This is a genomic window from Butyribacter sp. (assembly GCF_056818865.1).
This window is the reverse complement of record NZ_DBLYGC010000022.1, coordinates 1-23846: the sequence shown is the minus strand read 5'-3', so window position 1 is coordinate 23846 and position 23846 is coordinate 1. Positions and strand designations below refer to the sequence as shown.

Here is a 23846-nt window from a genome sequence, read left to right as displayed (position 1 = left end):
AATCAACTAAAATTATTTATCGTCAAGTTTCTCATATGAACCCTGTTTCATGGCGCGAACTTTAAGAGAAAGACCGAAGAGATTTATGAATCCTTCTGCATCTTTATGGTTGTAAAGTTCACCTGTTGTAAATGAAGCAATAGATTCACTGTACATAGAGTAAGGAGAAGTTGTACCCATTCTGATAATATTTCCTTTGTAGAGTTTGAATTTAACTTCACCTGTAACGTATTCCTGAGTTACTTTTACAAATGCTTCAAGAGCTTCACGCAATGGTGTGAACCACTTTCCTTCGTAGACAACATCTGCAAACTTGTTTCCGAGGTCTTTTTTAACTGTGTATGTATCACGGTCAAGGATAAGTTCCTCAAGCTGCTGATGAGCTTCCATAAGGATTGTTCCGCCCGGTGTCTCGTATACACCGCGTGATTTCATCCCTACAACACGGTTTTCAACAATATCTACAATTCCGATGCCATGTTTTCCGCCGAGAGCATTAAGCTCACGGATAATATCTGAAACTTTCATTTCTTTGCCGTTTACTGACTTTGGAACACCTTTCTCAAATGTCATTGTCACAACTTCACCCTCATCGGGAGCTTTTTCAGGTGTTGTACCGAGTACGAGAAGATGGTCGTAATTCGGTGCATTTGAAGGGTCTTCAAGTTCAAGTCCCTCATGGCTTATATGCCAAAGGTTTCTGTCACGGCTGTAGCTGCTGTCAGCTGCAAACGGAAGGTCGATTCCGTGTGAACGGCAGAAATCAATTTCATCCTCACGAGACTGAAGTTTCCACTTGTCATCTCTCCAAGGAGCGATAATCTTTAAATCAGGAGCAAGAGCTTTGATACCGAGTTCAAAACGAACCTGGTCGTTACCTTTACCTGTAGCACCGTGGCATATTGCTGTAGCACCTTCCTTACGTGCAATTTCAACAAGTCTCTTTGCAATAAGAGGACGAGCCATAGATGTTCCAAGGAGATATTTGTTCTCATATACTGCATGTGCCTGAACACAAGGAACAATATAATCATCACAGAATTCATCAATAACATCTTCTATATAAAGTTTTGCAGCTCCGCAGACTTTTGCTCTTTCATCAAGCCCGTCAAGCTCGCTTTCCTGTCCAACATCTATACAAACGCAGACAACATCATAACCGTAAGTTTCTTTTAACCAAGGGATGATAGCTGTAGTATCAAGACCACCTGAGTAGGCAAGAATTACTTTTTCTTTCATAAATCAATTTCCTCCTAAAGTTTATTTTTAGTACATATACATATAAAGTATAATCTCAAAATGTGTACTCTGCAATCACTTTTTGAAAAAAAACAAAAATACTTTGCTTTTTGTGATAACATTAAATGCCCTGTTAATAAATATACACATATTTGAATAAATATACAAGTGCAAAAATAAATTACTTTCTGATACATATTCAGTTATTTGATTTGAAAACAGCAATACCAATATAATTACTGTGATGGACTTAAACGAATTATCATATAATTTTTTGTGAATATTTATAAATTATTCTTGCATTATTATAATCGGGGTAGTATAATACGAAAGCAGTTAGATTATACAAAGAAAGGCTGGTAAAATTTTATGATTAAAGTTGGTATTATTGGTTCGACAGGATATGCAGGTCAGGAACTTGTCAGAATTCTTCTTCAGCATCCAGATGCTGAGATAGTATGGTATGGTTCCAGATCATATATAGATAAAAAATACAGTGAAGTTTTTGGAAATATGTTTGAACTTGTAGATGACAAGTGCATGGGTGAGAATATGGATGAGCTTGCAAAGAAAGCAGATGTTATTTTTACGGCTACTCCACAGGGACTTTGCGGTTCACTTGTAAATGACGAGATATTAAAAAGCACAAAGATTGTAGACCTGAGTGCCGATTTCAGAATAAAAGACGTTGCAAAATACGAAAAATGGTATGGTATCAAACATCAGAGCCCGCAGTTTATTAAAGAAGCTGTGTATGGACTTTGTGAAGTGAACAGAGAGGATATTAAGAAAGCAAGACTTATCGCAAATCCGGGCTGTTTCCCTACATGTTCCACATTGTCTATTTATCCGATGGCAAAAGAGGGACTTATTGATATGAACAGCATTATAATCGATGCTAAATCGGGAACATCGGGTGCCGGAAGAGGTGCAAAAGTTGCAAATCTCTATTGTGAGGTAAATGAGAGCATAAAACCATACGGAGTTGCGTCACACAGACACACTCCTGAGATAGAAGACCAGCTTTCATATGCTTCAGGTGAAGATGTACTTATAAACTTTACACCGCATCTTGTGCCGATGAACAGAGGAATACTTGCGACATCTTATGCGACACTTAAAAAGAAAATGTCATATGATGAAGTGAAAGCTGTATATGATAAATATTATAAAGATGAATATTTTGTAAGAGTGCTTGAAAAAGACGTTTATCCTGAGACAAGATGGGTAGAAGGAAGCAACTTTGCAGATATAAACTTTAAGATAGATGACAGAACAGGACGAATCATTATGATGGGTGCAATTGACAATGTTGTCAAAGGCGCTGCCGGACAGGCAGTCCAGAATATGAATATTATGTTTGGACTTGAAGAGAACCTTGGACTTAAAATGGTTCCTATGTTCCCATAAATAGCAGGAGGAATAAAAGATGAGTGAAGAAGAAAAAGAAAAGTATATGGATCAGATTACAGTGAAGGCTGAAACACTTATAGAAGCACTTCCGTATATCAGGGATTTCAATAATAAGATAGTAGTAGTAAAGTATGGCGGAAGTGCAATGCTTGATAAAAAACTCGAAGAAAGTGTTATCAAGGATGTTGCTCTCTTAAAACTTGTCGGAATGCGTCCGATAATCGTTCACGGCGGTGGAAAAGAAATAAGCAAGTGGATAAGTAAAATCGGAAAAGAAACCGAATTTATAGAGGGATTTAGAAAAACTGACAGAGAAACAATGGAAGTTGCAGAAATGGTTCTTAACCGCCTCAATAAATATCTTGTACAAATGGTCGAGAAAATCGGTGTAAAGGCTATCGGTATCTGCGGAAAAGACGGCGGAATGCTTAAGGTTGACAAGAAGATGCCAAACGGAAAAGATATTGGTTTTGTAGGCGATATTAAACATGTTGATACAGAAATCCTGGAGACACTTCTTGACAGTGACTATATTCCGATTATTGCACCGATAGGAATGGATGATGCTGGAGAAACATACAATATTAACGCTGATGATGCCGCATGTGCGATTGCAGGTGCGATAAAGGCAGAAAAACTTGCATTTTTAACTGACGTTGAGGGCGTATGCATGAATCCTGATGACAGCAGTTCTCTGATTTCTGTTCTTGACCTTAACGAAGCGAACAAACTTATCGAAGCAGGAGTTATTTCAGGAGGAATGCTTCCGAAAGTTACTAATTGCATCAATGCCGTAAATTCAGGAGTTGGCAGAGTGCATATCCTTGACGGAAGACGTGAGCATTGCCTGTTACTTGAATTCTTTACTAAGAAGGGTATCGGTACAGCTATTATAGGTGATGACAGCGGTTATTATTCAAATGAGATTGACGAGAATAATTAGGAGGTTAACAAATATATGAATTTACAGGAAGCTGATAAGCATTTTATACATACATATAACAGAAGTGTTATTTTTGAAAAAGGCGAGGGAATGTATCTCTTTGATAACGAAGGCAATAAATATCTTGATATGGGTGCCGGTATTGCCGTTTCAGCGTTAGGATACAGCAACGAAGAATACAAACAGGCTCTTAAAGACCAGATTGACAAGCTTATTCATGTATCAAATCTTTATTACACTGAACCTTCTATTAAGGCGGCAGAATATCTTTCAAAAGCTTCCGGCATGGATAAAGTATTTTTTACAAACTCAGGTACTGAAGCAATAGAAGGAGCAATCAAACTTGCCAGAAAATATGCTTACAACAAAGATAAAAACAGTAAGGGTGAGATAATTGCGATGAACCATTCTTTCCACGGAAGAAGCATGGGTGCATTGTCTGTTACCGGAACGAAGCATTACCGCGAACCTTTTGAACCGCTTATTGGAGGTGTTTCATTTGCCGAATATAACGATCTCGAAAGTGTTAAAAAACTTGCTACAAAAGATACATGTGCAGTTATACTTGAAACGCTCCAGGGCGAGGGAGGAATCTACCCTGCAACTGATGAGTTTATAACGGGACTTAGAAAATTCTGTGATGAAAATGATATATTGCTGATATTTGATGAAATCCAGTGTGGCATGGGAAGAACCGGAAAAATGTATACTTATCAGCATTATGGAGTAAAACCTGATATCATGACATCGGCTAAAGCACTTGGATGCGGTGTGCCTGTCGGAGCATTTGCAGCAACAAAAGAGGTGGCCGATGCAATGTGTCCGGGTGACCACGGAACAACATATGGAGGTAATCCGCTTGCAACTGCAGCAGTATGTAAGGTATTTGAGATATTTGAAAAAGATAACATACTTGGGCATGTCAATGAAATTGCACCGTATCTCAGCGAAAAGCTTAATGAACTTAAAGATAAGTTCCCTGATAAAATTAAAGATGTGCGCGGAAAAGGTCTTATGATGGGAATGGAATTATATGGACAGGCAGGGGATGTTGTATCACAGATGCTTAAAAAAGGTGTCGTACTTATCTCAGCCGGAACAAGTATTATCCGTTTTGTACCGCCGCTTGTTGTAGAGAAAGAACACATTGATATTATGTGTGAAAAACTCGAAGAAATCTTTGGTGCTTAAAAAGACAGAGTAATCAAAAAATGTAATAAAAATTTAATGATTTTTGTTCATTGTATCTATTGTAATAATATTACAAATTGTTTAAAATATTGCTAGTGTGTTTAAGTTTTGTTTAGATTGATAAACTGAGGCACACTGGCATTTTTTACTATAAACGTTTGGAAATCTCCTGATAGTTATGAAAAAAGGAGGTTTTTCATGAATAAAAGCAAAAAAATTATATTGATAATATGTGGCTTATTTATTGTGCTGTCAGGTATATTGTATCTTGGTTCTGATTCTATAGGAAAATATATATCTGAAAAAAACGCTGTGAATAATGAATTTGTTTCGTCCATTCAAAGTTATGATACTGCAGAGAATGATAAATTACAAACTTCATCAAAAAATATAAAATCGGATAGTGAAAATAGTAAGGTCGTTGTTTACATATGTGGAGCAGTGAAAAAGCCGGGTGTATATGAGTTTGGAACAGACAGCCGTGTATGTGATGCCGTAAAAGCAGCAAGAGGTTTCAAAAAAGGAGCGGCCAAAACAGCTGTAAATCAAGCAAGAACGCTTGTGGACGGAGAACAGATAAATATACCGACACTTAAACAGTATAAAAAGAAATATTCAAACAAAGTGACACAGCAGACAGATTCAGAAAGCGAACCTGAAAAAGACGGACTTGTAAATATAAATACTGCATCTGCAGGAGAGCTTACTTCGTTGTCAGGAATAGGACAGAGCAGAGCCGATGCAATTATAGAATACCGTGAGACAAACGGCACATTTAAAAATATATCTGACATCATGAAAATTTCAGGCATAAAAGAGGGAATTTTTAATAAAATTAAAAATAAAATATGTGTATAAAGGAATAGAAAGAGGGATTAGTCATGGCAAAAAAAGTATTGGTAGTTGATGATGAAAAATTAATTGTAAAAGGAATCAGATTCAGCCTTGAACAGGATGGCATGCAGGTTGATTGTGCATATGATGGACAAGAAGCCATAGATTTAGCCACAAATAATAAATATGATATAATTCTTCTTGATGTTATGCTGCCGATACATGACGGTTTTGAAGTCTGCCAGCAGATAAGAGAGTTCTCCGACGTACCTATTATTATGCTCACGGCAAAAGGCGATGACATGGATAAAATTCTCGGCTTGGAATACGGTGCGGATGATTATATTACAAAACCGTTTAATATACTTGAAGTAAAAGCGAGAATAAAAGCGATTATAAGAAGAAGCTCAAGTAAAGAGCAGACAGAAGTTCAGAAGATATATTCTTATAATGGTCTTAGTATCGACCTTGACAGCAGAAGAGGCTATATAAATGACGAGGAGGTAAATCTTACTGCTAAAGAATTTGATCTTCTTGAATTACTTATGCTTCATCCAAATAAGGTATACAGCCGTGAAGAACTGCTTAATACCGTATGGGGATATGATTATCCTGGAGATGTAAGAACAGTAGATGTTCACATCAGACGATTAAGAGAAAAAATAGAAGATACTCCAAGTAACCCAAAATATATTCATACAAAATGGGGTGTCGGATACTATTTCCAAAAATAATTACAGATAAATTTTTAATGAATTTCGGGGGCTGCTGTGAAAAAGTTATGGTCTGATTTTATATATAATCTGCGTGGAATGAGAACGCAAATGTTTTTTATTTTGTTGTGTTTGGGAATATTACCTATTATCTTTCTATTCAATTTGATAACCAATGAATATCATTCACAACTGATATCACAGCGGACTGATGAATTGCAGTCATATGGGACAGTGATTGCAAATCTTGTCACTTCGTCAGGCTATCTGTCAGGACAGGAGTCAAGCGAAGTTGAAAATGAGACAGAGGAAGTTGCCAATGTTTATCAGGGCAGAATTATTCTCGTCAATAAAGATTTGAAAGTGGTAAGAGATACCTACAATATAGAAAACGGAAAGACTATGGTATCAACAGAGGTTATCAAATGTTTTTCAGATGATTCAGGAATGTATGTCAATAATTTAGGAGATTATATGCAATTGACAATGCCGATAGTCGACCCAATATCAAATGAAACTACAGGTGCAATTATAATAAGCTATTCTACCAAAAATATACAATCAATATCTAAAGCGGTTACAAGGAAAGTTATCTTTGCGATATGTGCAATAGTTCTTATAATTATGCTGATATCGTTTGGATATTCAATCTTTTTGACAACACCGTTAAACAAACTGACTGATTCGATAAATGAAATTTCCAAGGGAAATATGGCGGTAAAACTGGACATGCATGGATATTCCGAACTTCATAAAATTACGGATTCATTCAATAAAATGATAGAAGTTATACAAAATCAGGAAAATTCAAGACAGGAGTTTGTTTCAAATGTGTCACATGAATTAAAAACTCCTCTTGCATCAATGAAAGTTTTATCGGATTCACTTTTGTCTCAGGAAGGTATGCCGGAAGAGATATACAGGGAATTTTTGGGAGATATAACAACCGAAATAGAAAGAATGACACAGATAATAAACGATTTGCTTTCAATGGTTAAACTTGACCAAAATGCTGCAAAGATAATTATCTCAAATATAAGCATAAACGAACTTATAGAGCAGCTTCTAAAGCGGCTGCGCCCTATTGCTGCAGAAAGAAATATTGAACTTATATTTGAAAGTTTCAGACCGGTTATGGCTGATGTGGACGAAGTAAAATTGTCTATGGCATTAAACAATCTTGTAGAAAATGCAATAAAATACAACTATGATGACGGCTGGGTAAAAGTAACATTAAATGCAGACCACAAATTTTTCTATGTGACAGTGCAGGATTCAGGTGTCGGTATACCGGATGACTCTATAGACAGTGTATTTGAAAGATTCTTCAGAGTAGATAAGGCAAGATCGAGGGCTACCGGGGGTACAGGACTTGGTCTTGCAATTACAAGAAGCGTAATACTTTTGCATAGAGGGTCTATTAAGGTTTACAGTAAAGAGAAAGAGGGCACTACCTTTACAGTAAGAATCCCGCTTAACTATATGCAGTGATCATAATCGAAAAGAGAGGAAATATGAATATAAAAGAAAAAAATATCTTTAACATACAAGTAAAACATTTCTTCATGGCAGCAATCTTTTTAATTGTATTCATAGCATTTTTATTAACAGGATGCGGTAAAAAAGAAAAATATAACGGATATTATATATATGGGCTTGATGCAACCGAGAAAAAAATAATGTATGAAAAATGTTCGATTTCCAAAAAAGGCAAGACTGATGTACTTATTAAAAGGTTTATATCCAAAATGGGTAAAGAACCGGACAATATAAACATGAAAAAAGCTATTCCTGATGACGTAAATGTTGACAGCTTTGACATAAATTCATCCGGAGACTTGTCTTTATATTTTAATGCTGCATATGGAAATTATACCGGTGTTGCAGAGATATTAAGGAGAGCAGCAATAGTAAAAACACTTTCACAGATAAAAGGAATCAGAGGTGTACAGTTTTATGTTTCAGGACAACCCCTGACTGATTCAAATATGGAGCCTATCGGTATAATGACATCAAATTCATTTATTGATAATACTGGCAGTATAGGCGATTATAAGCAAAAGACTACACTAAATGTATATTTTTCAGATAATACTGGAAAAGCACTTGTAGCAATTCCCGTTGATATAACCTACAATGCAACTATTTCACTTGAACAACTTGCAATAGAACAATTGATAAGCGGTCCATATACTATTGAGGGTGTTTCTAAAAACAATGTATTGCCTACAATCCCAAAAGGCACTGTTTTAAACAAAGTTACGGTTAAAGAGAATACATGTTATGCAGATTTCTCAAAAGAATTTTTAAATAAAGAAGATAATATAACTGATTATGTTGCAATTTACTCAGTCGTAAATACGCTTGTTGAACTTCCGTCAGTAAACAAAGTACAATTTAGCATTGATGGAGAGCAGGTACTTAAATATAATCAGAATATAAATTTCGGAGAAGCATTTGAACGAAATCTTGATTTAGTCAGAGAAACCAAATAGGGAGGTGTTTATTATAAGGCGGCCGGCTGTGTGGGTTGCCATTGTTCTTTTAATATTATATCTAATTTTTAACATTTTATCAGAAGAGCAGACGTACAAAAAACGGTATATATTTGATGATTTGCTCAAAAACAACGATAAAATTTCTATGAATATACGTGGTGAATTTGAATCATCACTAGAAGGCGAAAACTCAGACAGCATAATACTTAAACATGTCAGATTATATGAAAATTCATCATATAACTTTAAAATGCTAAATAATGCATATTTGCCTGCAATAATAATTTATGTAAATGATATTCCAAAAGATATAACCCCCGGTAATCAAATAAACTGCAAAGCAAAACTTATGAATATAAAATCAGCGACAAATCCCGGTGAATTTGATTTGAGACAATATTATTGTGAAAAAAAGATATATTATATGGCAGTTTGTTCAGAAGGAGACATAAACATTATAAATGCGAAAAGTAACGTGATAAAAACGTTTCTCTTTCAATTGCGTGACAATATAAAAAAAGTTTATATAAAATGCCTACCTGAAAAAGAAGCCGGAACTATTTGTGCGATGCTTTTAGGTGACAAAAGCATTATAGACGAGGATGTAAAAGAGCTTTACAGACAAAACGGTATAGGTCATCTTCTTGCAATAAGCGGGCTGCATGTAACTATTTTGTGTATGGGCTTAAAGAAACTGCTGTCCAAACTGAGAGTAAATGAAAAAGCAGCCATTGTTATCATTGTATTATTTTTGCTTTTTTACGGATTGATGACAGGATTTGGAGTTTCTACAAGCAGAGCAGTCATAATGATGCTGTTTGCACTTGCCGCACAAATAAACGGCAGGAGTTATGATATGCTTTCTGCAATGTCAGTGAGTGCTGTCTTTATTGTTGTACAAAAACCGTATGCACTTTTTTCATGCAGTTTCTTGCTTTCTTATTGTGCAATAATAGCCATTGCAGTTGTATATCCCTTTCTTGAAAAATATGTTATAGTGAATGAGAAACTGATAACACACAAAAACAAAGAAAAATTCTTTGACTATGTGATGATTGAAATCAGAAAATCATTTCTTATGAGTTTTTCAATACAATTTTTTACACTTCCTGTAATTCTTTATTTTTATTATGAAACACCCGTATACGGACTTATTCTTAATTTAATAATACTGCCACTTTCAAATCTATTGGTAATATTTGGTGCCATAGGCGGTGTTTTAGGGCTGCTTATTTTACCCGCCGGTAAATTTTTCTTAGGAATTGTCTATGTGATTTTGAACATATTTGAAAAATCCTGCACATTGTTTAATGATTTTCCTTTTCATATAATAGTTACCGGCAGACCTGGCAGGTGCAAGATATTTATATATTATTTTGTTATAATTTCGGTTATTTTACTGTTCAATAAAATGGAAACGCTTTTATTTTCAAATTATGCGATAAAAAACGGACTGTATACTTATGTTGTAAATATATCACGGAAAGTAAAGCATAAAACAATATTTATTTGTTTGGAAATTTTATTGCTTCTTGTATTTATACTTACACCCGTAAGAAACAAAAATGCTGATATTAGTTTTCTTGATATAGGGCAGGGTGATTGCATAATAGTGAAAAGTGAAAGTGGCAGAGTATATATGATTGACGGGGGCAGTTCAAGCAAAAAAAATATAGGCAAATATATTATAACACCCTATTTGAAGTATTATGGGATAACAAGGATAGATTATTGTATTGTCACACATTCCGACAGTGACCATGTTTCAGGAATACTTGAAATTTTAGAACAGAAAAAATCTGACAGAATACAGATTGATAATTTTATGATTCCAGAGCCTGATGAATCGTTAAAAGATGAAACATATAAAAAACTTTTACAGCTTGCAAAAGAAAATTGCAAAAAAGTTTCTTATATTAAAAAATTTGATATGATACAGGATAAGAATTTAAAAATAGTATGTATTCATCCTGAAAGAGGCTATTACAGTGATTCAGTAAATGCATATTCTGCTGTTCTTAGCATTACTAATAATTCAAACAGTATATTACTTACAGGTGACCTTGAAAAGGATGGAGAGACAAGCGTGATTGAGACACTAAATCAACATCGAAATCTGTTTCCTAAATCATATACGCTTTTAAAAGTTGCGCACCACGGAAGTAAAAATTCGACAAGCGACGAATTTTTGGAAAGAGTAAATCCTGATATATCAGTTATTTCATGTGGAAAAAAGAACAGGTACGGTCATCCACATGATGAACTTTTAAACAGGCTGAAAAAAATAAATACAACAATATTCAGAACAGATATGGATGGAGCTGTGACACTTCCGCTGGTGCAATAAAAATCAATGATTAATTATTCGTTGTACTAGACAATCCAATTAAATTTTAATATAATGTATAGAGTTGATAACAACAATGGGAGGATATATTTTGGCTGGCAGTAGAAAACATGACAATGTTATAAAAATGAAAAAGCATCAAAATCCGTTTGCCGGAATAGTTCTTATATTATTTGCAATATATATTTTGGTGTTATTTGTGCAGTCTTTGCAAAGCGATAATATATCAATATACGAAGTTACACAAAATAAACTTGCAAATGATGATACGGTAAAGGGAATTATTTTAAGGGATGAAAAGCTTGTCAGAGCTAATACATCAGGATATATAAATTATTATGTAGCAGAAGGTGCATATGTAGGTGTAAATACGACAGTGTATTCAACTGACAGTTCGGGATTTTTTAATGAGGAACTTGATAATGTTGGAGCTGACAGTTATTCTTTGTCTGAATCCGATACTAAGATTATCCGTTCTGCCATATCAGAATACAGAGCCGGATTTAAACTGTCGGACTATAATGAAATTGAACATTTCAGATACAATCTTGAAAATTCTCTTTTGAAAATGACAACGGCAGGGTTATTAAAAAAGGCAAATAAACTCCTAAAAAATAATAATCAGGCATCACTTAATATGGTTAAAGCCGGGAAGTCCGGGATAGTATCCTTTTGTGTTGACGGACTTGAAAATACAACTATTGATACGATAAATGAGAAAATATTTAAAAATAATAATGATAACTGGAAACAGCTCAGACAAAGAAAAAAGGTTTCAAAGGGTGATGTGGTATATAAGCTGATTACAAATAATAACTGGTCGGTTGTCATTCCAATCACAAAGAAACAATATGATAAGCTTTATAAAAAAGATAATGTTACCGTAGTTATACAAAAAGACAATAACCAGGTGACACCGGAAATAACAACTTTTACGGAAAATTCTAAATATTATGCGAAGTTGAGTTTCACAAAAGATATGCTGAATTATATTGATGACAGATACCTTGATATAAAATTAGAATTTGAACAGGTAGCCGGTCTTAAAGTACCTGTTTCTTCCATAATTAAAAAGAAGTTTTTTGTAGTACCCGGTGAGTACATAGTTAACGGCGGTGAGGATGGCAGTACTGGAGTTATGTTAAAAACATACGATAAAAATGGTAACGAATCTCTCACATTTCAGAAAACAAAGGTTTACTACAGAGATGAGAAAAAACAATGTTATATTGATGCATCTTCATTTACAGTGGGAGATATAATTACTGCAAATGAAGAATCTGACGGCAAGACTATCAATCTGAGCAGGACGGCATGGTTAAATGGTGTATACTGCTGCAATGACGGTTATTGCAATTTTAAACGTGTTGATATTAAATATTCAAATTCTGAATATGCCATTGTGACAGAGGATGAATTATATGGATTGCAGATATATGACCATATAATTTTAAATCCTGATTTAATAAATGAAAATGAAATAATCTGATTATAAATACTCAGAATATGGAGGTATATAGAGATGGTAAAGGAAAATTTACAGAAAGTTGAAGATAATATTACAGCAGCGTGTGAGAGGGCTGGAAGAAAAAGAGAAAATGTTACACTTATTGCCGTAAGTAAAACAAAGCCTATGGAAATGATTGTAGAAGCATATGAAGCAGGAAAAAGAGATTTTGGTGAAAATAAAGCTCAGGAGATGAAAGAAAAACATGATGCCCTTGCAGATGACATTAAATGGCATTTTATCGGTCACCTGCAAACCAACAAAGTTAAATATGTCGTAGGCCGTGCAGCTCTTATTCACTCTGTTGATTCACTTCATCTGGCAGAGGCGATAGAGAAAGAAAGTGCTAAAAAAAATCTTATTTCAGACATACTTATTGAGGTGAATGTCGCTCATGAAGAATCAAAATTTGGTTTGAAAACAGAAGAAGTCGAACAGCTTGTAAGAGACATAGCTAAATTTCAACACATAAGAATAAAAGGACTTATGACAATTGCTCCATATGTCGAAAATGCTGAAGAAAATCGAAATATTTTTAAGGAATTAAAAACTTTGTCGGTTGACATAAGTAATAAAAACATTGATAATGTTAACATGGATATTCTTTCTATGGGAATGACTGGCGATTATGAAGTAGCTGTAGAAGAGGGTGCTACATTAGTACGAGTGGGTACCGGAATTTTTGGAGAAAGAAATTATTCAATCTGATTTATTATAAAATAAAAAGTATAGTGCTTTTAATATAAGGAGGACAACCTAATGGGTGAAAAGGGTAAGGTAAGCAGTTTTTTGGATTTTTTTAAACTTGGAGAAGATGATGACTACGATGATTTCTATAATGATGATTACGATAGTGATTTAGACGAAAAAGAATTACGAAAAGAAGAAAAACGTTTGAAAAAAGAAAAGCGAAAAGAGGAACGCCGTAATTTTTCAAGGACATCATACAATGATTATAATGATGACTATGATGATGAACCTGAATATTCAACAAAAAAGACTCCTTTGAAATCAGTTTCTCAAGGAAAAGTTGTACCTATAAGAACAAGCGCAAGTGATGTGGAAGTATGTATATTTAAACCGGCAAATTTCGGAGAGTCACAGGAAGTATGCAATATTTTACTCGGCGGTCAGCCGGTGATTGTAAATCTTGAGGGCATAGATGTTGAGGAAGCCCAGAGAATTATGGACTTTGTTTCAGGATGTATTTTCTCAATTCAGGGAAATATGCGTCAGATTTCAAAATATATATTTATATTTTCACCAAAGACTATAGACATTTCAGGCGATTACATAAAAAATGTTGCAGAAAATAACGAGGGTATAAGTATACCTACACTTAGCAAGGAGTTTTAATAATGAATTATTATCTTGTATATTCATTATATCTGCTTTTAATTATCATAATGATAATAGACGTTATATATATGCTCAGAGGAATTATTCCTTTGGGCAGTTTCATTAATAATATACTTGATAATATGATGAAACCACTGTTATGTCCTGTAAGATTTATTGTAAGGCACTCAATATTAAAATCTCTAAAGACAGATATAAGTCCATATATTATACTTATCATAGCATCATATTTACAATCTGTCTGTAAAATGATAATGAAAATTTATTGATTTGGAAACGAGGATTATTATGCATTTATCAAAAGATGAACAGATATTATATAACCACTTTGAGGATATGTATGATATTGCATATAATAGAGGTGCGCCGATATACAGTGATTTTATGGGATTAAACAATGTAGAACTTGCATATATGCTTTTGGAAAACAAAGGTATTCCAAAAAATTTATATGACAAAAAAATATGCATATATGGAGGATATGACGGAGCAATATATCAAATGCTCTGTTTTCTGCCTGAGTCGTATTATATTGATATAAAACAATCTGATTTTCCGATTTCATGTGTAAAAATATCACCTGTTAATAAAAAGTTTTGTGATAAGCTTACACATCGTGATTTCTTAGGAGCAGTTATGAATCTCGGAATAAAAAGAGACCAGGTAGGAGATATTGTTGTAAAAGAAGTCGATTCTTATTCAAAAGCATATGAAGCATATATATTTTGCAAATCAAATAAAGAAAAACTTATAAGTTCCATAACACAGATAAAACATACAACTGTAAAAACGGAAATAATTTCAAATGCTGAAATTTCAATTGAACAAAAATTCAAAGAAATTTCAGGAAGTGTAGCTTCGTTAAGGCTTGACAGTATTATATCTGTGGCATGTAAATCATCACGTTCACAATGCCTTACATATATAAAAGCCGGCAATGTATATATAAACGGACGATGCTGTACTGAAAATGCTAAAGAAATAAAAAACAATGACATAATTACAATTCGTGGTTTTGGCAAATTTTTGATTGAAACATCGGAAGTGACAACCAAAAAAGGAAGATTTCATATAATAGTAAAACAGTATGTCTAGGAGGTAAGAAAATGCTCACACCAGCAGATATTAAAAATCGCACAATAAAAACAACGATGGGCGGATACAATAAAAAAGATACTGATGAATTTATTGCATCTATCCTTGAAAGTTTTGAAGAATTAAATAATGAAAATAAAAAATTAAAAGAAAAATTAACTTCACTTAGTGACGGAATACAATATTACAAAAATCTTGAAGATAATTTACAAAAAGCACTTGTGCTTGCAGAAAAAACTTCTGATGAAACAAAAAGTGCCGCAAAAGCTGAAGCTGCAAATATTGTCAGTCTTGCAAAAGCAGAGGCATCTGATATTGTTTCAAAAGCAAAGCTTGAAGCTGATGAATTGATTAAAAATACTAAATCTGATATAGACAAAAATGTAGTAGAGGCACAACATAAAGCTAATATTTTAAATGAGAGACTTTCTAGACTTACTTCTTCATTTGAAAGCTATAAGAGAGATATCAAAGCAATTGTTGAGGATCAACTTGAGTTTATTGAGAGTGAGGACTATTCACCGGAAACACCTGTATTTGACATACCGAATATGATTGGTGCAGCCACAGATGAAAATGAAGATATAAATGAAAACAAATCAGATGAGTCTCTTGATAATGAACTTGAAAATTCTGTTTTGTTTAAGTGGACAAGTGTATCAAATGATGGTGAGCAGGCATCGGTTTCTGATGACACAAACGAAGTTTCAGAAGATGATAACAGCATTAAAAAAAATCAAACTACTGAAATAGCTGATGAGAATAATATCGATGATGACAATTCAGATAATAATGATACTGATAACGGTAATTTAGATAATATAATTGATAATGTAATAGAAAAGGCAGACGTAATGAATGAAATATCTGCCGTTGATGAATCAGATATTGAAAAAGTCAATAATAAAACAGAAATTAAAGAAACGGAAATTAATGAAAAAGAAATTAAAGAGGATGATTCAGATGATATTATAGTAAAAAATATTATGACTACGCCTACACTTGAAGGAGTTAATGCAGAGATTTCAAGTACAGTATTCCCAGCATCAAAGCCGGATAACATGAGTGTATCATATCTGTCTGAAAATACTGATAGTGTAAAAAAAGACAGCAATGATGATGCGAATGATAATCCTTTTACTTTTATTGATTTAGATTAAAAATATGGATATATAAATATCGAGTGACATAAATATACGTTACGGAAATGAGGTTAAAATGAGTAAACAAATTACTGTTCATTATGACAATCAACCAATTTATGATATTACTATTGAAAAAGATTATTCCAATCTTGATACAGTAATAAAAAAGCAAGTTACAGCGGAACACAAAGTTTGTATCGTTTCTGACAGTTCAGTTGCAAAACATTATCTCGAAGATGTAACTGAAATTGTTAAAGACTGTGTGTCAAAGGTTACTTCATTTGTATTTCCGGCTGGAGAAGAATCTAAAAATCTTAATGTCGTTGAGGACTTATATGAACATCTGATTAAAGAGAAATTTGACCGCAAAGATATATTACTTGCATTAGGCGGAGGAGTTGTAGGAGATCTTACCGGTTTTGCAGCCGCAACATATTTAAGAGGTATAAAGGTTATACAGCTTCCTACGACACTTCTTGCAATGGTTGACAGCAGTGTAGGCGGAAAGACAGGTGTCGATTTCAGAGGTTACAAAAATATGGTTGGTGCTTTTCACCAGCCAAGTGCCGTATACATGAACTTGTCAACACTCAACACATTGACAGACAGACAGTATTATTCCGGATTCGGTGAAATTGTTAAGCATGGTCTTATAAAAGAGACTAATTATTATTCATATATAGAAAACCATCTTGATGAATTAAATAAGCGTAATTTGGATATACTTGAAGAAGTTGTTGCGGGAAGTTGTAATATCAAACGTCTTGTCGTAGAAAATGATCCTACTGAAAAAGGTGAACGTGCTTTATTAAATTTTGGTCATACGTTAGGTCATGCTATTGAGAAGCTTATGGATTTTAAACTTCTTCATGGAGAATGTGTGTCTCTAGGCATGGTTGCCGCCGGATACATCTCAATGAAACGTAATATGATTTCACAAAAAGAATATCAAAGTATGATTGAAATGCTTAAAACCTTAAATCTTCCGATTGATATTTCCGGTCTTGATATTGAACAGATAATTGAAACTTCAAAAAGTGACAAAAAAATGGATGCCGGAAAGATAAAATTTATTTTACTTGACAAACCGGGAAATGCAGTTATTTTGAAAAATGTTACTGATGCCGAAATGAAAGAAGCTTTATCTGAATTTGTCAAATAAGAAATGGAGTTTTATTAAATGAAACAGCTGATATATTATATTAAATGGTTTGCAGTCTTTGTAATACTTGTTGGTGCAGACCAGTTTACAAAACAGCTTGCAATTGCCGGACTAAAAGGAAATTCAGGAATTTCAATAATCAAAAATGTATTTAAACTGTTTTATCTTGAAAATCATGGTGCAGCTTTTGGAATTTTTCAGGAACAGAGAATACCTTTATTGATAATAACAGTTTTGGTATTGATTTTTATTGGATATATTTTTCACAGGGTGCCTCATGAAACTAAATTCATAGCGATAAAATGGATATTAGTCATTCTTGTAGCAGGTGCAGTCGGAAATATGATTGATAGAATATATAATGGTTATGTTGTTGATTTTTTGTATTTTGAACTTATAAATTTTCCTGTTTTTAACGTTGCTGACTGCTATGTCGTTGTCGGTGCAATTTTAGCTGTAATTCTCATAATCTTTTATTATGATGATAATGACCTTAACAGGATACTAAAAAAGCAATAAGATTACAGTAGTATAATTATACTGCTATTATAATTATACTACTGTATTATTTCTGCAGGGATACGAAAGTATGTTATAAAAAAGAAAAATTATATTTAAAAGAAATGGAGATTAATGTGAAAGATACTGTTGAAAAAACTGATGTTAACAATGAAATATCAGACGTATTTGATTTATGTGTTGAAGATGAATATGACAACTGCCGTCTTGACAAATTTTTAACAGATAAGTTTAGCGATATGTCCCGTTCGTATATTCAGAAACAAATAAAAGACGGATTTATCAATGTTAATAACAAGAAAGTTAAAAGCAGCTTTAAACTCCAACATAATGATAACGTCCATGTAGAAATATGTAAACCCAAAGAAATTGAGATTGTTCCCGAAAATATTCCGCTCGATATAATTTATGAGGACAGTGATGTTATACTTATAAATAAACCTAAACAGATGGTTGTGCATCCGGCTCCCGGACATTACAGCGGAACTATTGTAAATGCCCTGATGTATCACTGCAAGGATTTATCAGGGATAAACGGCGAACTTCGTCCGGGCATAGTGCATAGAATTGACCAGGATACAACCGGTGTAATTGTTGTCTGCAAAAATGATACGGCGCACAGATTTTTGGCTGAACAGCTAAAGGAGCATTCTATTACCAGAACTTATCATGCTATAGTCTGCGGTCATTTAAAGCAGTCTGAAGGTACAATTGAAGGATGTATCGGCAGACATCCGACAGACAGAAAAAAGATGGCTATCAATGTAAAAAACGGAAAACCAGCAATTACTCATTACCGTGTGTTAGATACTTTAAACAATAAGTATACATATATAGAATGTAAACTTGAAACAGGAAGAACCCATCAGATACGAGTTCATATGGCAAGTATTGGGCATCCCATATTGGGTGATTCAGTGTACGGACCATCAAAGTATCCATTTAAACTGACAGGTCAGACATTACATGCAAAAACTTTAGGTTTTATACACCCGACAACCGGAAAATATGTAGAATTTGATGCAAAACTTCCGGATTATTTTGAAGAACTTCTTCGTAAATTGAAAAACAATACTTAAAATTTATGTTAGCAATATTAGCAAGCTAACAGGAGGCGAACAAAAAATGAAAAAAACGAAAGACGATGTAATACGCTTGCATGAAGGCGAACTTAATGTCATGGAATTATTATGGTCAAACAAGGCACTTGCTGCCAAAGATATTGCCAAAATCATTAAGGAATATATCGGCTGGGAAAAAAATACAACATATACTGTAATAAAAAGGCTGATAGACAAAGGAGCCATCGAACGTGAAGACCCGGGGTTCATATGCAGAGCTATAATTAGCAAATCAACCATACAGGAAATCGAAACAAAAGCATTGCTTGATAAAATATATAACGGTTCACTTTCAAACTTTATTGCAACATACCTTGTCAATCAGGAATTTTCGTCAAGTGATATTGCTGAATTAAAAAAGATAACAAATAGGAAACAAGGCTAACCTATCTAAGAGGGTAGTGATTTCATCTTTTCGTTAAACCCCAGTTTTCCGAAAAGATAAGGAGGTAAAAACATATGCCAGCATTAAAACAGGTACAGACAGACTCAGATTACCATAAACAGACAGCTCTTAATGATATAAAAAAACTAAACAGCCAGTTAAAAGAATTACCGGGATTTTGTAGAGATTTTTTCAGAGGTATTGAGCAGACAACGACTACTAAAACACGCATTGGTTATGCGTCAGACTTAAGAACTTTTTTCAGATTTCTTTTCAGCACAAATCCTGAGTTTTCAGGTGATAATAATGAAAAAAAAATTGCCGATATTACGTTGAGTGAACTTGAATCATTAAAACCTGTGGATATTGAAGAATATATGGAATACCTTAAATATTATACATATAACGGTAAACAGTATTCAAATGATGAACGTGGAATTCACAGAAAAATTGCTTCACTTAAAAGTTTTTATTTATACTATCAAAAAAGAGAACTCATATCAAATAACCCGACTACCGTTATAGATATGCCTAAATTGCATGATAAAGAGATAATTCGTCTTGATTCCGATGAAGTTGCCGAACTGTTGGAACTTGTTGAGAATGCCGGCGAACATCTCACCGGTAAGAAAAAAGTTTATTATGAAAAAAATAAATTAAGAAATATAGCTATTTTTACACTATTTTTAGGAACAGGAATCCGTGTTTCAGAATGTGTCGGTTTAAATATAGAGGATGTTGATTTTAAAGAAAACCGTATTAAAATCATAAGAAAAGGCGGCAAAGAAGAATATGTATATTTTGGTGAGGATGTTGCTGAGGCACTTGGAAATTATATCGAATTGTCACGCTGTGAAATAGAGCCAAAAGAAGGACATGAGCATGCCCTCTTCTACTCTATTCAGCGCCGCAGGATAACAGTTCGTGCAGTTGAAGAACTTGTAAAAGATTATGCTGCTCAGGTAACTTCTTTTAAACATATAACACCACACAAGCTCCGCAGTACATACGGTACTGCGCTATACCGCCAGACCGGTGATATTTATCTTGTGGCAGATGTCTTGGGACATAATGATGTAAATACAACTAAAAAACATTATGCTGCTATCGATGATGATTTGAAACGAAGTGCGGCAGGTGCTGTAAAATGGGAAAAATAATAAAGACAATACAGCCTGATACATTACACTAGCGTTTTGTAGGATATTTTTTAAATATTTTTTCAACACCATTATACAATGCTTTAGCAGCTTTTTCTCTATAAGCGGCTTTCTTTAAATTAGGATAATCTTTATTTCCGGTTATAAAGCCCAATTCAACTAGAATTGATGGCACCGTATTATATTTGTTTACAACAAAACCAGCCTGACGAACACCTCTATTTTTAGCATTTATTCCGTCTAATATCGAGTTTAACATCATCGAAGTCATTTTTTTACTATATAAGCCTGTACTTGTAACTTTATTATTTTTTGAAGAATAATATACCTCTGTTCCATTTGCCAGTCTGTTTCCAGCACTATTCATATGAAGGCTCATGAACATATCAGCACTATAAGTTTTTGAAAGCTTTGGTCTTGTATATAAATTTATAAATGTATCATCATGTCTGGTCCAATAGGCTTTAACATTAGAATTATTAGCCTCAAAATATTTGCGTGCCCTTGTATAAATAATTTCAAGATTAAGTTTTTTCTCGTACAGATTTTTATAACTGGCTCCCGAATCTTTTCCGCCATGTCCTGCATCAAGAAGTATTATATTTTTATATATCTTTTTTGGTGCGCCGATTTTTACAGTAAAATATCCATCTTCATTTGTGATTTTATATCCTTGTAATTTGGTTGTCGTTACCACTATTCTGGTATTATTTCCATCGGCAGTCTTATTTACATTGATTTTTTGGATAACAGAACTATTATTAATTGGTATATATTTCTTATAAAAGGAAACGTGATTTCCAGGAACTATAATATAAAATTGTTTATTCCAATACCTGTCTGTTGCCGTAATTTTTTTTGCATCTACACCATCCGGAATCAATGCCTTTATACTGAAAGAACCTTTTTCTAATATTACTGAAAATGTGTTTGCCAAGATTTGCTTACTTACAACATATCTTCCGTCAAAGGTTATTTTGAGGTGGGTATTGTTTTCTTCTTCCCATATTTTAATTTCAGTGACCACACCGTTTTCGAATGATTTGTCTATATCACCGAGAAGATTTTTTGTATCGGCATAGATATATTCTATACTGTTATAATCAGTATTCTCCTTTACTTTGTTCTCATCTAAGTCATTGAGTGCTGTAATGTTAACAATATCATTTCCAGATAAATTTTTAGTATAGATTATACTATTTATGGCATTTGAATATTGGTTTTCATATTCGGTCTGCTTAGAATTTTCATATAATTTTATGTTATCAGTAACACTTATTTCTGTTGCGGACGAATCGTATCCATACCCAAGATTTTGAATGACTTTTGAAGCTGGAACATATATCGTCTTTTTTGCGTTATCTTCGGTATTTTTTGCTTTCATAACAGGCAAATCCATACCGACTACGGATGAACCAACACTTAACTCTTTACTCCCAACAACACACGATACACTTGCATTGCCATAGTTATTAGAAATAAATAATGTGCCTTCATTCTCATCATAGCTATATGTACATCCAAGAATGTCCTGAAGAAACTCTTTTACTGGAACCATCCATACATCATCGACACGAATTGCCGGAAAAGTTTCATTGCTATAGGTAACATTATTGTAGACAGCTTTTAATGAACTGTCATTTTCGATGTTTATATAATTTCCATCATTATTCTGCTCAATTGATACAGATGCATTTGCTATTGCAGGTTTTGGCGCAATACTAAGACACATCGCAGTAATTCCTGCAATAAAAAAAGCTTTTGATATTTTTGAAAATTTATTCATACTAACATAATCCTCCGTATAAGATCTTAATCTTTTATTTTGTCACGATAATATGGTATAAATCATATACATATTTAACGCAACAAATAAATGATAACGGAATATAATGTCAAATGTATGATAAAATGCAGCTACTTATCTGCCGTGGATATCTTTTCATTGTAGATGACAACAGGAATTACTATCTGGTTTCCAGCATATATGGTATTTGATTTAAGACCGTTACACCGCTTTATTTCTGTAATAAAGTCATTAAAAGAGCCATCATATCTATCCTCATACTTTTTGGCTATACTCCAAAGGGAATCATTTTTATTTATAGTAATGCAGATATATGAAAGTTTTTTGTCAGTCTGTAATGTACTTACTCCGGAAGATTTGCTGATATGAAAGCAAAACACCGCAAAAACTGATGATAAAAGTATGACAATTAAAATCTTTATGCACAACATTCTTTTTTGTATAAACATATCTTTCATAAACACAATATCCTCCTTTGTACTTAAACATTTGTTCGCTTCATGTGGTAATAATATCATCAGAACAGTTGTTTGTCAATACTTTTTAAGAAAATTTGTTCGGAAAGAATGTTCGTGTTTCGCTCACTATATAATTTATAATGAACGAAGCTGTTCGCATATGCTGCCATTTTAGTTATTAATATAGTTTTTAATATATTCCATTGTTTTTTGAATAATTCTGATATTTTCAATTGTATCATCTGTTTCAAGTGAATGATTTGCAGCAGGTGTTATATATAATTTTAAATTATATTGGGAACATTTATCTTTAATGTTTTCAGTATCAGCCCAGTCATCAGATGTGCCGTGAAAAGCGATACCGTTTTTGGGATTAAATAGAAATGTTTCTGCAAGAGGTGTCATGTAGATATTTCTACACTCTAAATCGTTCTCCTCTGCATACCGTGCAGCTACTGCAGTTCCTATACTTTTGGAAATAAAAATTATATCACTATATTTTGACCAGTCAACTGCAGCTAGGATTGGTTCAGTTTGTGAATATGCCATTTCAAGTGCTTCTTCCATTTTTTCTTTATTGCCCTTGATTCCTGATGCAAGACCATTGTAATTTACTTTTATACACTCAAAACCGGATTCTTTCGCCAGTTTTTGACTGTAATATAAAAGCGGCTTATCGTTGTGATAACCTATGCCCGGAAAAAATACTGCCAATTTTTGAGTCATTTATTAATCTCCTTGTATAATAGTGATGTAGTCAATAAGACTACTTAGTTAACAAGTTTCTATATCAGATAACAGAAGAAGATGTTCCTCCTACTTTTTTCATGTAAAATGTGTGTATCACACATAATCATAACCACCGGCTTAGCCGGTGGTTTGCTCTGCCCCTATAAGGGGCTTTTTCCTGCTTGAGCCTCAAGGCTCATCGAAATTGTTCGCCTCGCGCA

22 protein-coding genes are annotated in these 23846 nt (G+C 33.6%); 18 read left to right on the top strand and 4 right to left on the bottom strand.

Translation table 11 applies throughout. The features are described 5' to 3' along the window. Window positions 1–12: 12 nt before the first annotated feature. Window positions 13–1239: an argininosuccinate synthase gene (locus ACZLXV_RS10620; protein ID WP_022224549.1), complete on the bottom strand. Its 1227-nt coding sequence runs from the start codon at window positions 1237–1239 to the stop codon at window positions 13–15. Window positions 1240–1608: 369 nt separating this feature from the next. On the opposite strand from ACZLXV_RS10620, the gene argC reads away from it, so the two are divergent. From argC to ACZLXV_RS10530, 18 genes are all read left to right on the top strand, one after another. Further along, on the top strand, window positions 1609–2649 hold the full coding sequence (gene argC / locus ACZLXV_RS10615) for an N-acetyl-gamma-glutamyl-phosphate reductase (protein ID WP_482383398.1): 1041 nt from the start codon (window positions 1609–1611) through the stop codon (window positions 2647–2649). 19 nt (window positions 2650–2668) lie between these two features. Continuing rightward, entirely contained in the window at window positions 2669–3595 is a 927-nt protein-coding gene (argB, locus tag ACZLXV_RS10610) for an acetylglutamate kinase (protein WP_482383397.1), read from the top strand. 15 nt (window positions 3596–3610) lie between these two features. Beyond that, window positions 3611–4786, top strand: a complete 1176-nt coding sequence (locus ACZLXV_RS10605) for an aspartate aminotransferase family protein (RefSeq protein WP_022224072.1) — start codon at window positions 3611–3613, stop codon at window positions 4784–4786. A 198-nt stretch (window positions 4787–4984) separates the two neighbouring features. Then, the gene (locus ACZLXV_RS10600) at window positions 4985–5644 is read left to right on the top strand and encodes a helix-hairpin-helix domain-containing protein (protein WP_482383396.1); all 660 of its coding nucleotides are present in this window, start codon (window positions 4985–4987) and stop codon (window positions 5642–5644) included. Window positions 5645–5667: 23 nt separating this feature from the next. Beyond that, the gene (locus ACZLXV_RS10595; protein ID WP_482383395.1) at window positions 5668–6354 is read left to right on the top strand and encodes a response regulator transcription factor; all 687 of its coding nucleotides are present in this window, start codon (window positions 5668–5670) and stop codon (window positions 6352–6354) included. Window positions 6355–6549: 195 nt separating this feature from the next. Then, window positions 6550–7824, top strand: coding sequence for a sensor histidine kinase (locus ACZLXV_RS10590; RefSeq protein WP_482383394.1), 1275 nt, complete (start codon window positions 6550–6552; stop codon window positions 7822–7824). 23 nt (window positions 7825–7847) lie between these two features. Next, window positions 7848–8828 carry a GerMN domain-containing protein gene (locus tag ACZLXV_RS10585; RefSeq protein WP_482383393.1) on the top strand — a complete coding sequence of 327 codons (981 nt, stop codon included), beginning with the start codon at window positions 7848–7850 and terminating at the stop codon, window positions 8826–8828. A gap of 4 nt (window positions 8829–8832) precedes the next feature. Then, the gene (locus ACZLXV_RS10580; protein WP_482383392.1) at window positions 8833–11178 is read left to right on the top strand and encodes a DNA internalization-related competence protein ComEC/Rec2; all 2346 of its coding nucleotides are present in this window, start codon (window positions 8833–8835) and stop codon (window positions 11176–11178) included. A gap of 91 nt (window positions 11179–11269) precedes the next feature. Further along, window positions 11270–12667, top strand: a complete 1398-nt coding sequence (locus ACZLXV_RS10575; protein WP_482383391.1) for a biotin/lipoyl attachment domain-containing protein — start codon at window positions 11270–11272, stop codon at window positions 12665–12667. A 33-nt stretch (window positions 12668–12700) separates the two neighbouring features. After that, on the top strand, window positions 12701–13393 hold the full coding sequence (locus ACZLXV_RS10570; RefSeq protein WP_367334807.1) for a YggS family pyridoxal phosphate-dependent enzyme: 693 nt from the start codon (window positions 12701–12703) through the stop codon (window positions 13391–13393). Window positions 13394–13444: 51 nt separating this feature from the next. Further along, window positions 13445–14041, top strand: coding sequence for a cell division protein SepF (locus tag ACZLXV_RS10565; RefSeq protein WP_022224011.1), 597 nt, complete (start codon window positions 13445–13447; stop codon window positions 14039–14041). 291 nt (window positions 14042–14332) lie between these two features. Next, a complete protein-coding gene (locus ACZLXV_RS10560) occupies window positions 14333–15139 on the top strand; it encodes a YlmH family RNA-binding protein (protein WP_482383390.1) in 807 nt (268 codons plus the stop codon). An 11-nt stretch (window positions 15140–15150) separates the two neighbouring features. Continuing rightward, on the top strand, window positions 15151–16299 hold the full coding sequence (locus ACZLXV_RS10555) for a DivIVA domain-containing protein (RefSeq protein ID WP_482383389.1): 1149 nt from the start codon (window positions 15151–15153) through the stop codon (window positions 16297–16299). A gap of 58 nt (window positions 16300–16357) precedes the next feature. Beyond that, entirely contained in the window at window positions 16358–17446 is a 1089-nt protein-coding gene (gene aroB, locus ACZLXV_RS10550) for a 3-dehydroquinate synthase (RefSeq protein ID WP_482383388.1), read from the top strand. A gap of 18 nt (window positions 17447–17464) precedes the next feature. After that, complete coding sequence (lspA, locus tag ACZLXV_RS10545) at window positions 17465–17965, top strand: signal peptidase II (RefSeq protein ID WP_482383387.1); 501 nt, start codon at window positions 17465–17467, stop codon at window positions 17963–17965. A gap of 155 nt (window positions 17966–18120) precedes the next feature. After that, the gene (locus tag ACZLXV_RS10540; protein ID WP_482383419.1) at window positions 18121–19044 is read left to right on the top strand and encodes an RluA family pseudouridine synthase; all 924 of its coding nucleotides are present in this window, start codon (window positions 18121–18123) and stop codon (window positions 19042–19044) included. A 46-nt stretch (window positions 19045–19090) separates the two neighbouring features. Beyond that, window positions 19091–19471 (top strand): BlaI/MecI/CopY family transcriptional regulator, encoded by a 381-nt coding sequence (locus ACZLXV_RS10535; RefSeq protein WP_482383386.1) that lies wholly within the window; start codon window positions 19091–19093, stop codon window positions 19469–19471. Between the two features lie 74 nt (window positions 19472–19545). Further along, the gene (locus tag ACZLXV_RS10530; protein WP_022224003.1) at window positions 19546–20631 is read left to right on the top strand and encodes a tyrosine-type recombinase/integrase; all 1086 of its coding nucleotides are present in this window, start codon (window positions 19546–19548) and stop codon (window positions 20629–20631) included. Window positions 20632–20659: 28 nt separating this feature from the next. Here ACZLXV_RS10530 and ACZLXV_RS10525 read toward each other — a convergent pair whose 3' ends face one another. The 3 genes from ACZLXV_RS10525 to ACZLXV_RS10515 all read right to left on the bottom strand — a co-directional run bounded on the left by ACZLXV_RS10525 (window position 20660) and on the right by ACZLXV_RS10515 (window position 23622). After that, on the bottom strand, window positions 20660–22417 hold the full coding sequence (locus tag ACZLXV_RS10525) for an N-acetylmuramoyl-L-alanine amidase family protein (RefSeq protein WP_482383385.1): 1758 nt from the start codon (window positions 22415–22417) through the stop codon (window positions 20660–20662). Window positions 22418–22548: 131 nt separating this feature from the next. Next, window positions 22549–22896, bottom strand: a complete 348-nt coding sequence (gene yneA, locus ACZLXV_RS10520) for a cell division suppressor protein YneA (RefSeq protein ID WP_022224005.1) — start codon at window positions 22894–22896, stop codon at window positions 22549–22551. A 171-nt stretch (window positions 22897–23067) separates the two neighbouring features. Beyond that, on the bottom strand, window positions 23068–23622 hold the full coding sequence (locus ACZLXV_RS10515; protein ID WP_022224006.1) for a hypothetical protein: 555 nt from the start codon (window positions 23620–23622) through the stop codon (window positions 23068–23070). Window positions 23623–23846 lie beyond the last annotated feature (224 nt).

Bases quoted from the DNA above. Each gene is read 5' to 3' on its own strand.
- yneA (WP_022224005.1), bottom strand. From the start codon at position 22,896: ATGAAAGATATGTTTATACAAAAAAGAATGTTGTGCATAAAGATTTTA.
- ACZLXV_RS10535 (WP_482383386.1), top strand. From the start codon at position 19,091: ATGAAAAAAACGAAAGACGATGTAATACGCTTGCATGAAGGCGAACTT.
- ACZLXV_RS10585 (WP_482383393.1), top strand. From the start codon at position 7,848: ATGAATATAAAAGAAAAAAATATCTTTAACATACAAGTAAAACATTTC.
- ACZLXV_RS10605 (WP_022224072.1), top strand. From the start codon at position 3,611: ATGAATTTACAGGAAGCTGATAAGCATTTTATACATACATATAACAGA.
- ACZLXV_RS10560 (WP_482383390.1), top strand. From the start codon at position 14,333: ATGCATTTATCAAAAGATGAACAGATATTATATAACCACTTTGAGGAT.
- ACZLXV_RS10515 (WP_022224006.1), bottom strand. From the start codon at position 23,622: ATGACTCAAAAATTGGCAGTATTTTTTCCGGGCATAGGTTATCACAAC.
- ACZLXV_RS10620 (WP_022224549.1), bottom strand. From the start codon at position 1,239: ATGAAAGAAAAAGTAATTCTTGCCTACTCAGGTGGTCTTGATACTACA.
- lspA (WP_482383387.1), top strand. From the start codon at position 17,465: ATGAAACAGCTGATATATTATATTAAATGGTTTGCAGTCTTTGTAATA.
- ACZLXV_RS10600 (WP_482383396.1), top strand. From the start codon at position 4,985: ATGAATAAAAGCAAAAAAATTATATTGATAATATGTGGCTTATTTATT.
- argB (WP_482383397.1), top strand. From the start codon at position 2,669: ATGAGTGAAGAAGAAAAAGAAAAGTATATGGATCAGATTACAGTGAAG.
- ACZLXV_RS10565 (WP_022224011.1), top strand. From the start codon at position 13,445: ATGGGTGAAAAGGGTAAGGTAAGCAGTTTTTTGGATTTTTTTAAACTT.
- ACZLXV_RS10530 (WP_022224003.1), top strand. From the start codon at position 19,546: ATGCCAGCATTAAAACAGGTACAGACAGACTCAGATTACCATAAACAG.
- ACZLXV_RS10525 (WP_482383385.1), bottom strand. From the start codon at position 22,417: ATGAATAAATTTTCAAAAATATCAAAAGCTTTTTTTATTGCAGGAATT.
- ACZLXV_RS10570 (WP_367334807.1), top strand. From the start codon at position 12,701: ATGGTAAAGGAAAATTTACAGAAAGTTGAAGATAATATTACAGCAGCG.
- ACZLXV_RS10595 (WP_482383395.1), top strand. From the start codon at position 5,668: ATGGCAAAAAAAGTATTGGTAGTTGATGATGAAAAATTAATTGTAAAA.
- argC (WP_482383398.1), top strand. From the start codon at position 1,609: ATGATTAAAGTTGGTATTATTGGTTCGACAGGATATGCAGGTCAGGAA.
- aroB (WP_482383388.1), top strand. From the start codon at position 16,358: ATGAGTAAACAAATTACTGTTCATTATGACAATCAACCAATTTATGAT.
- ACZLXV_RS10555 (WP_482383389.1), top strand. From the start codon at position 15,151: ATGCTCACACCAGCAGATATTAAAAATCGCACAATAAAAACAACGATG.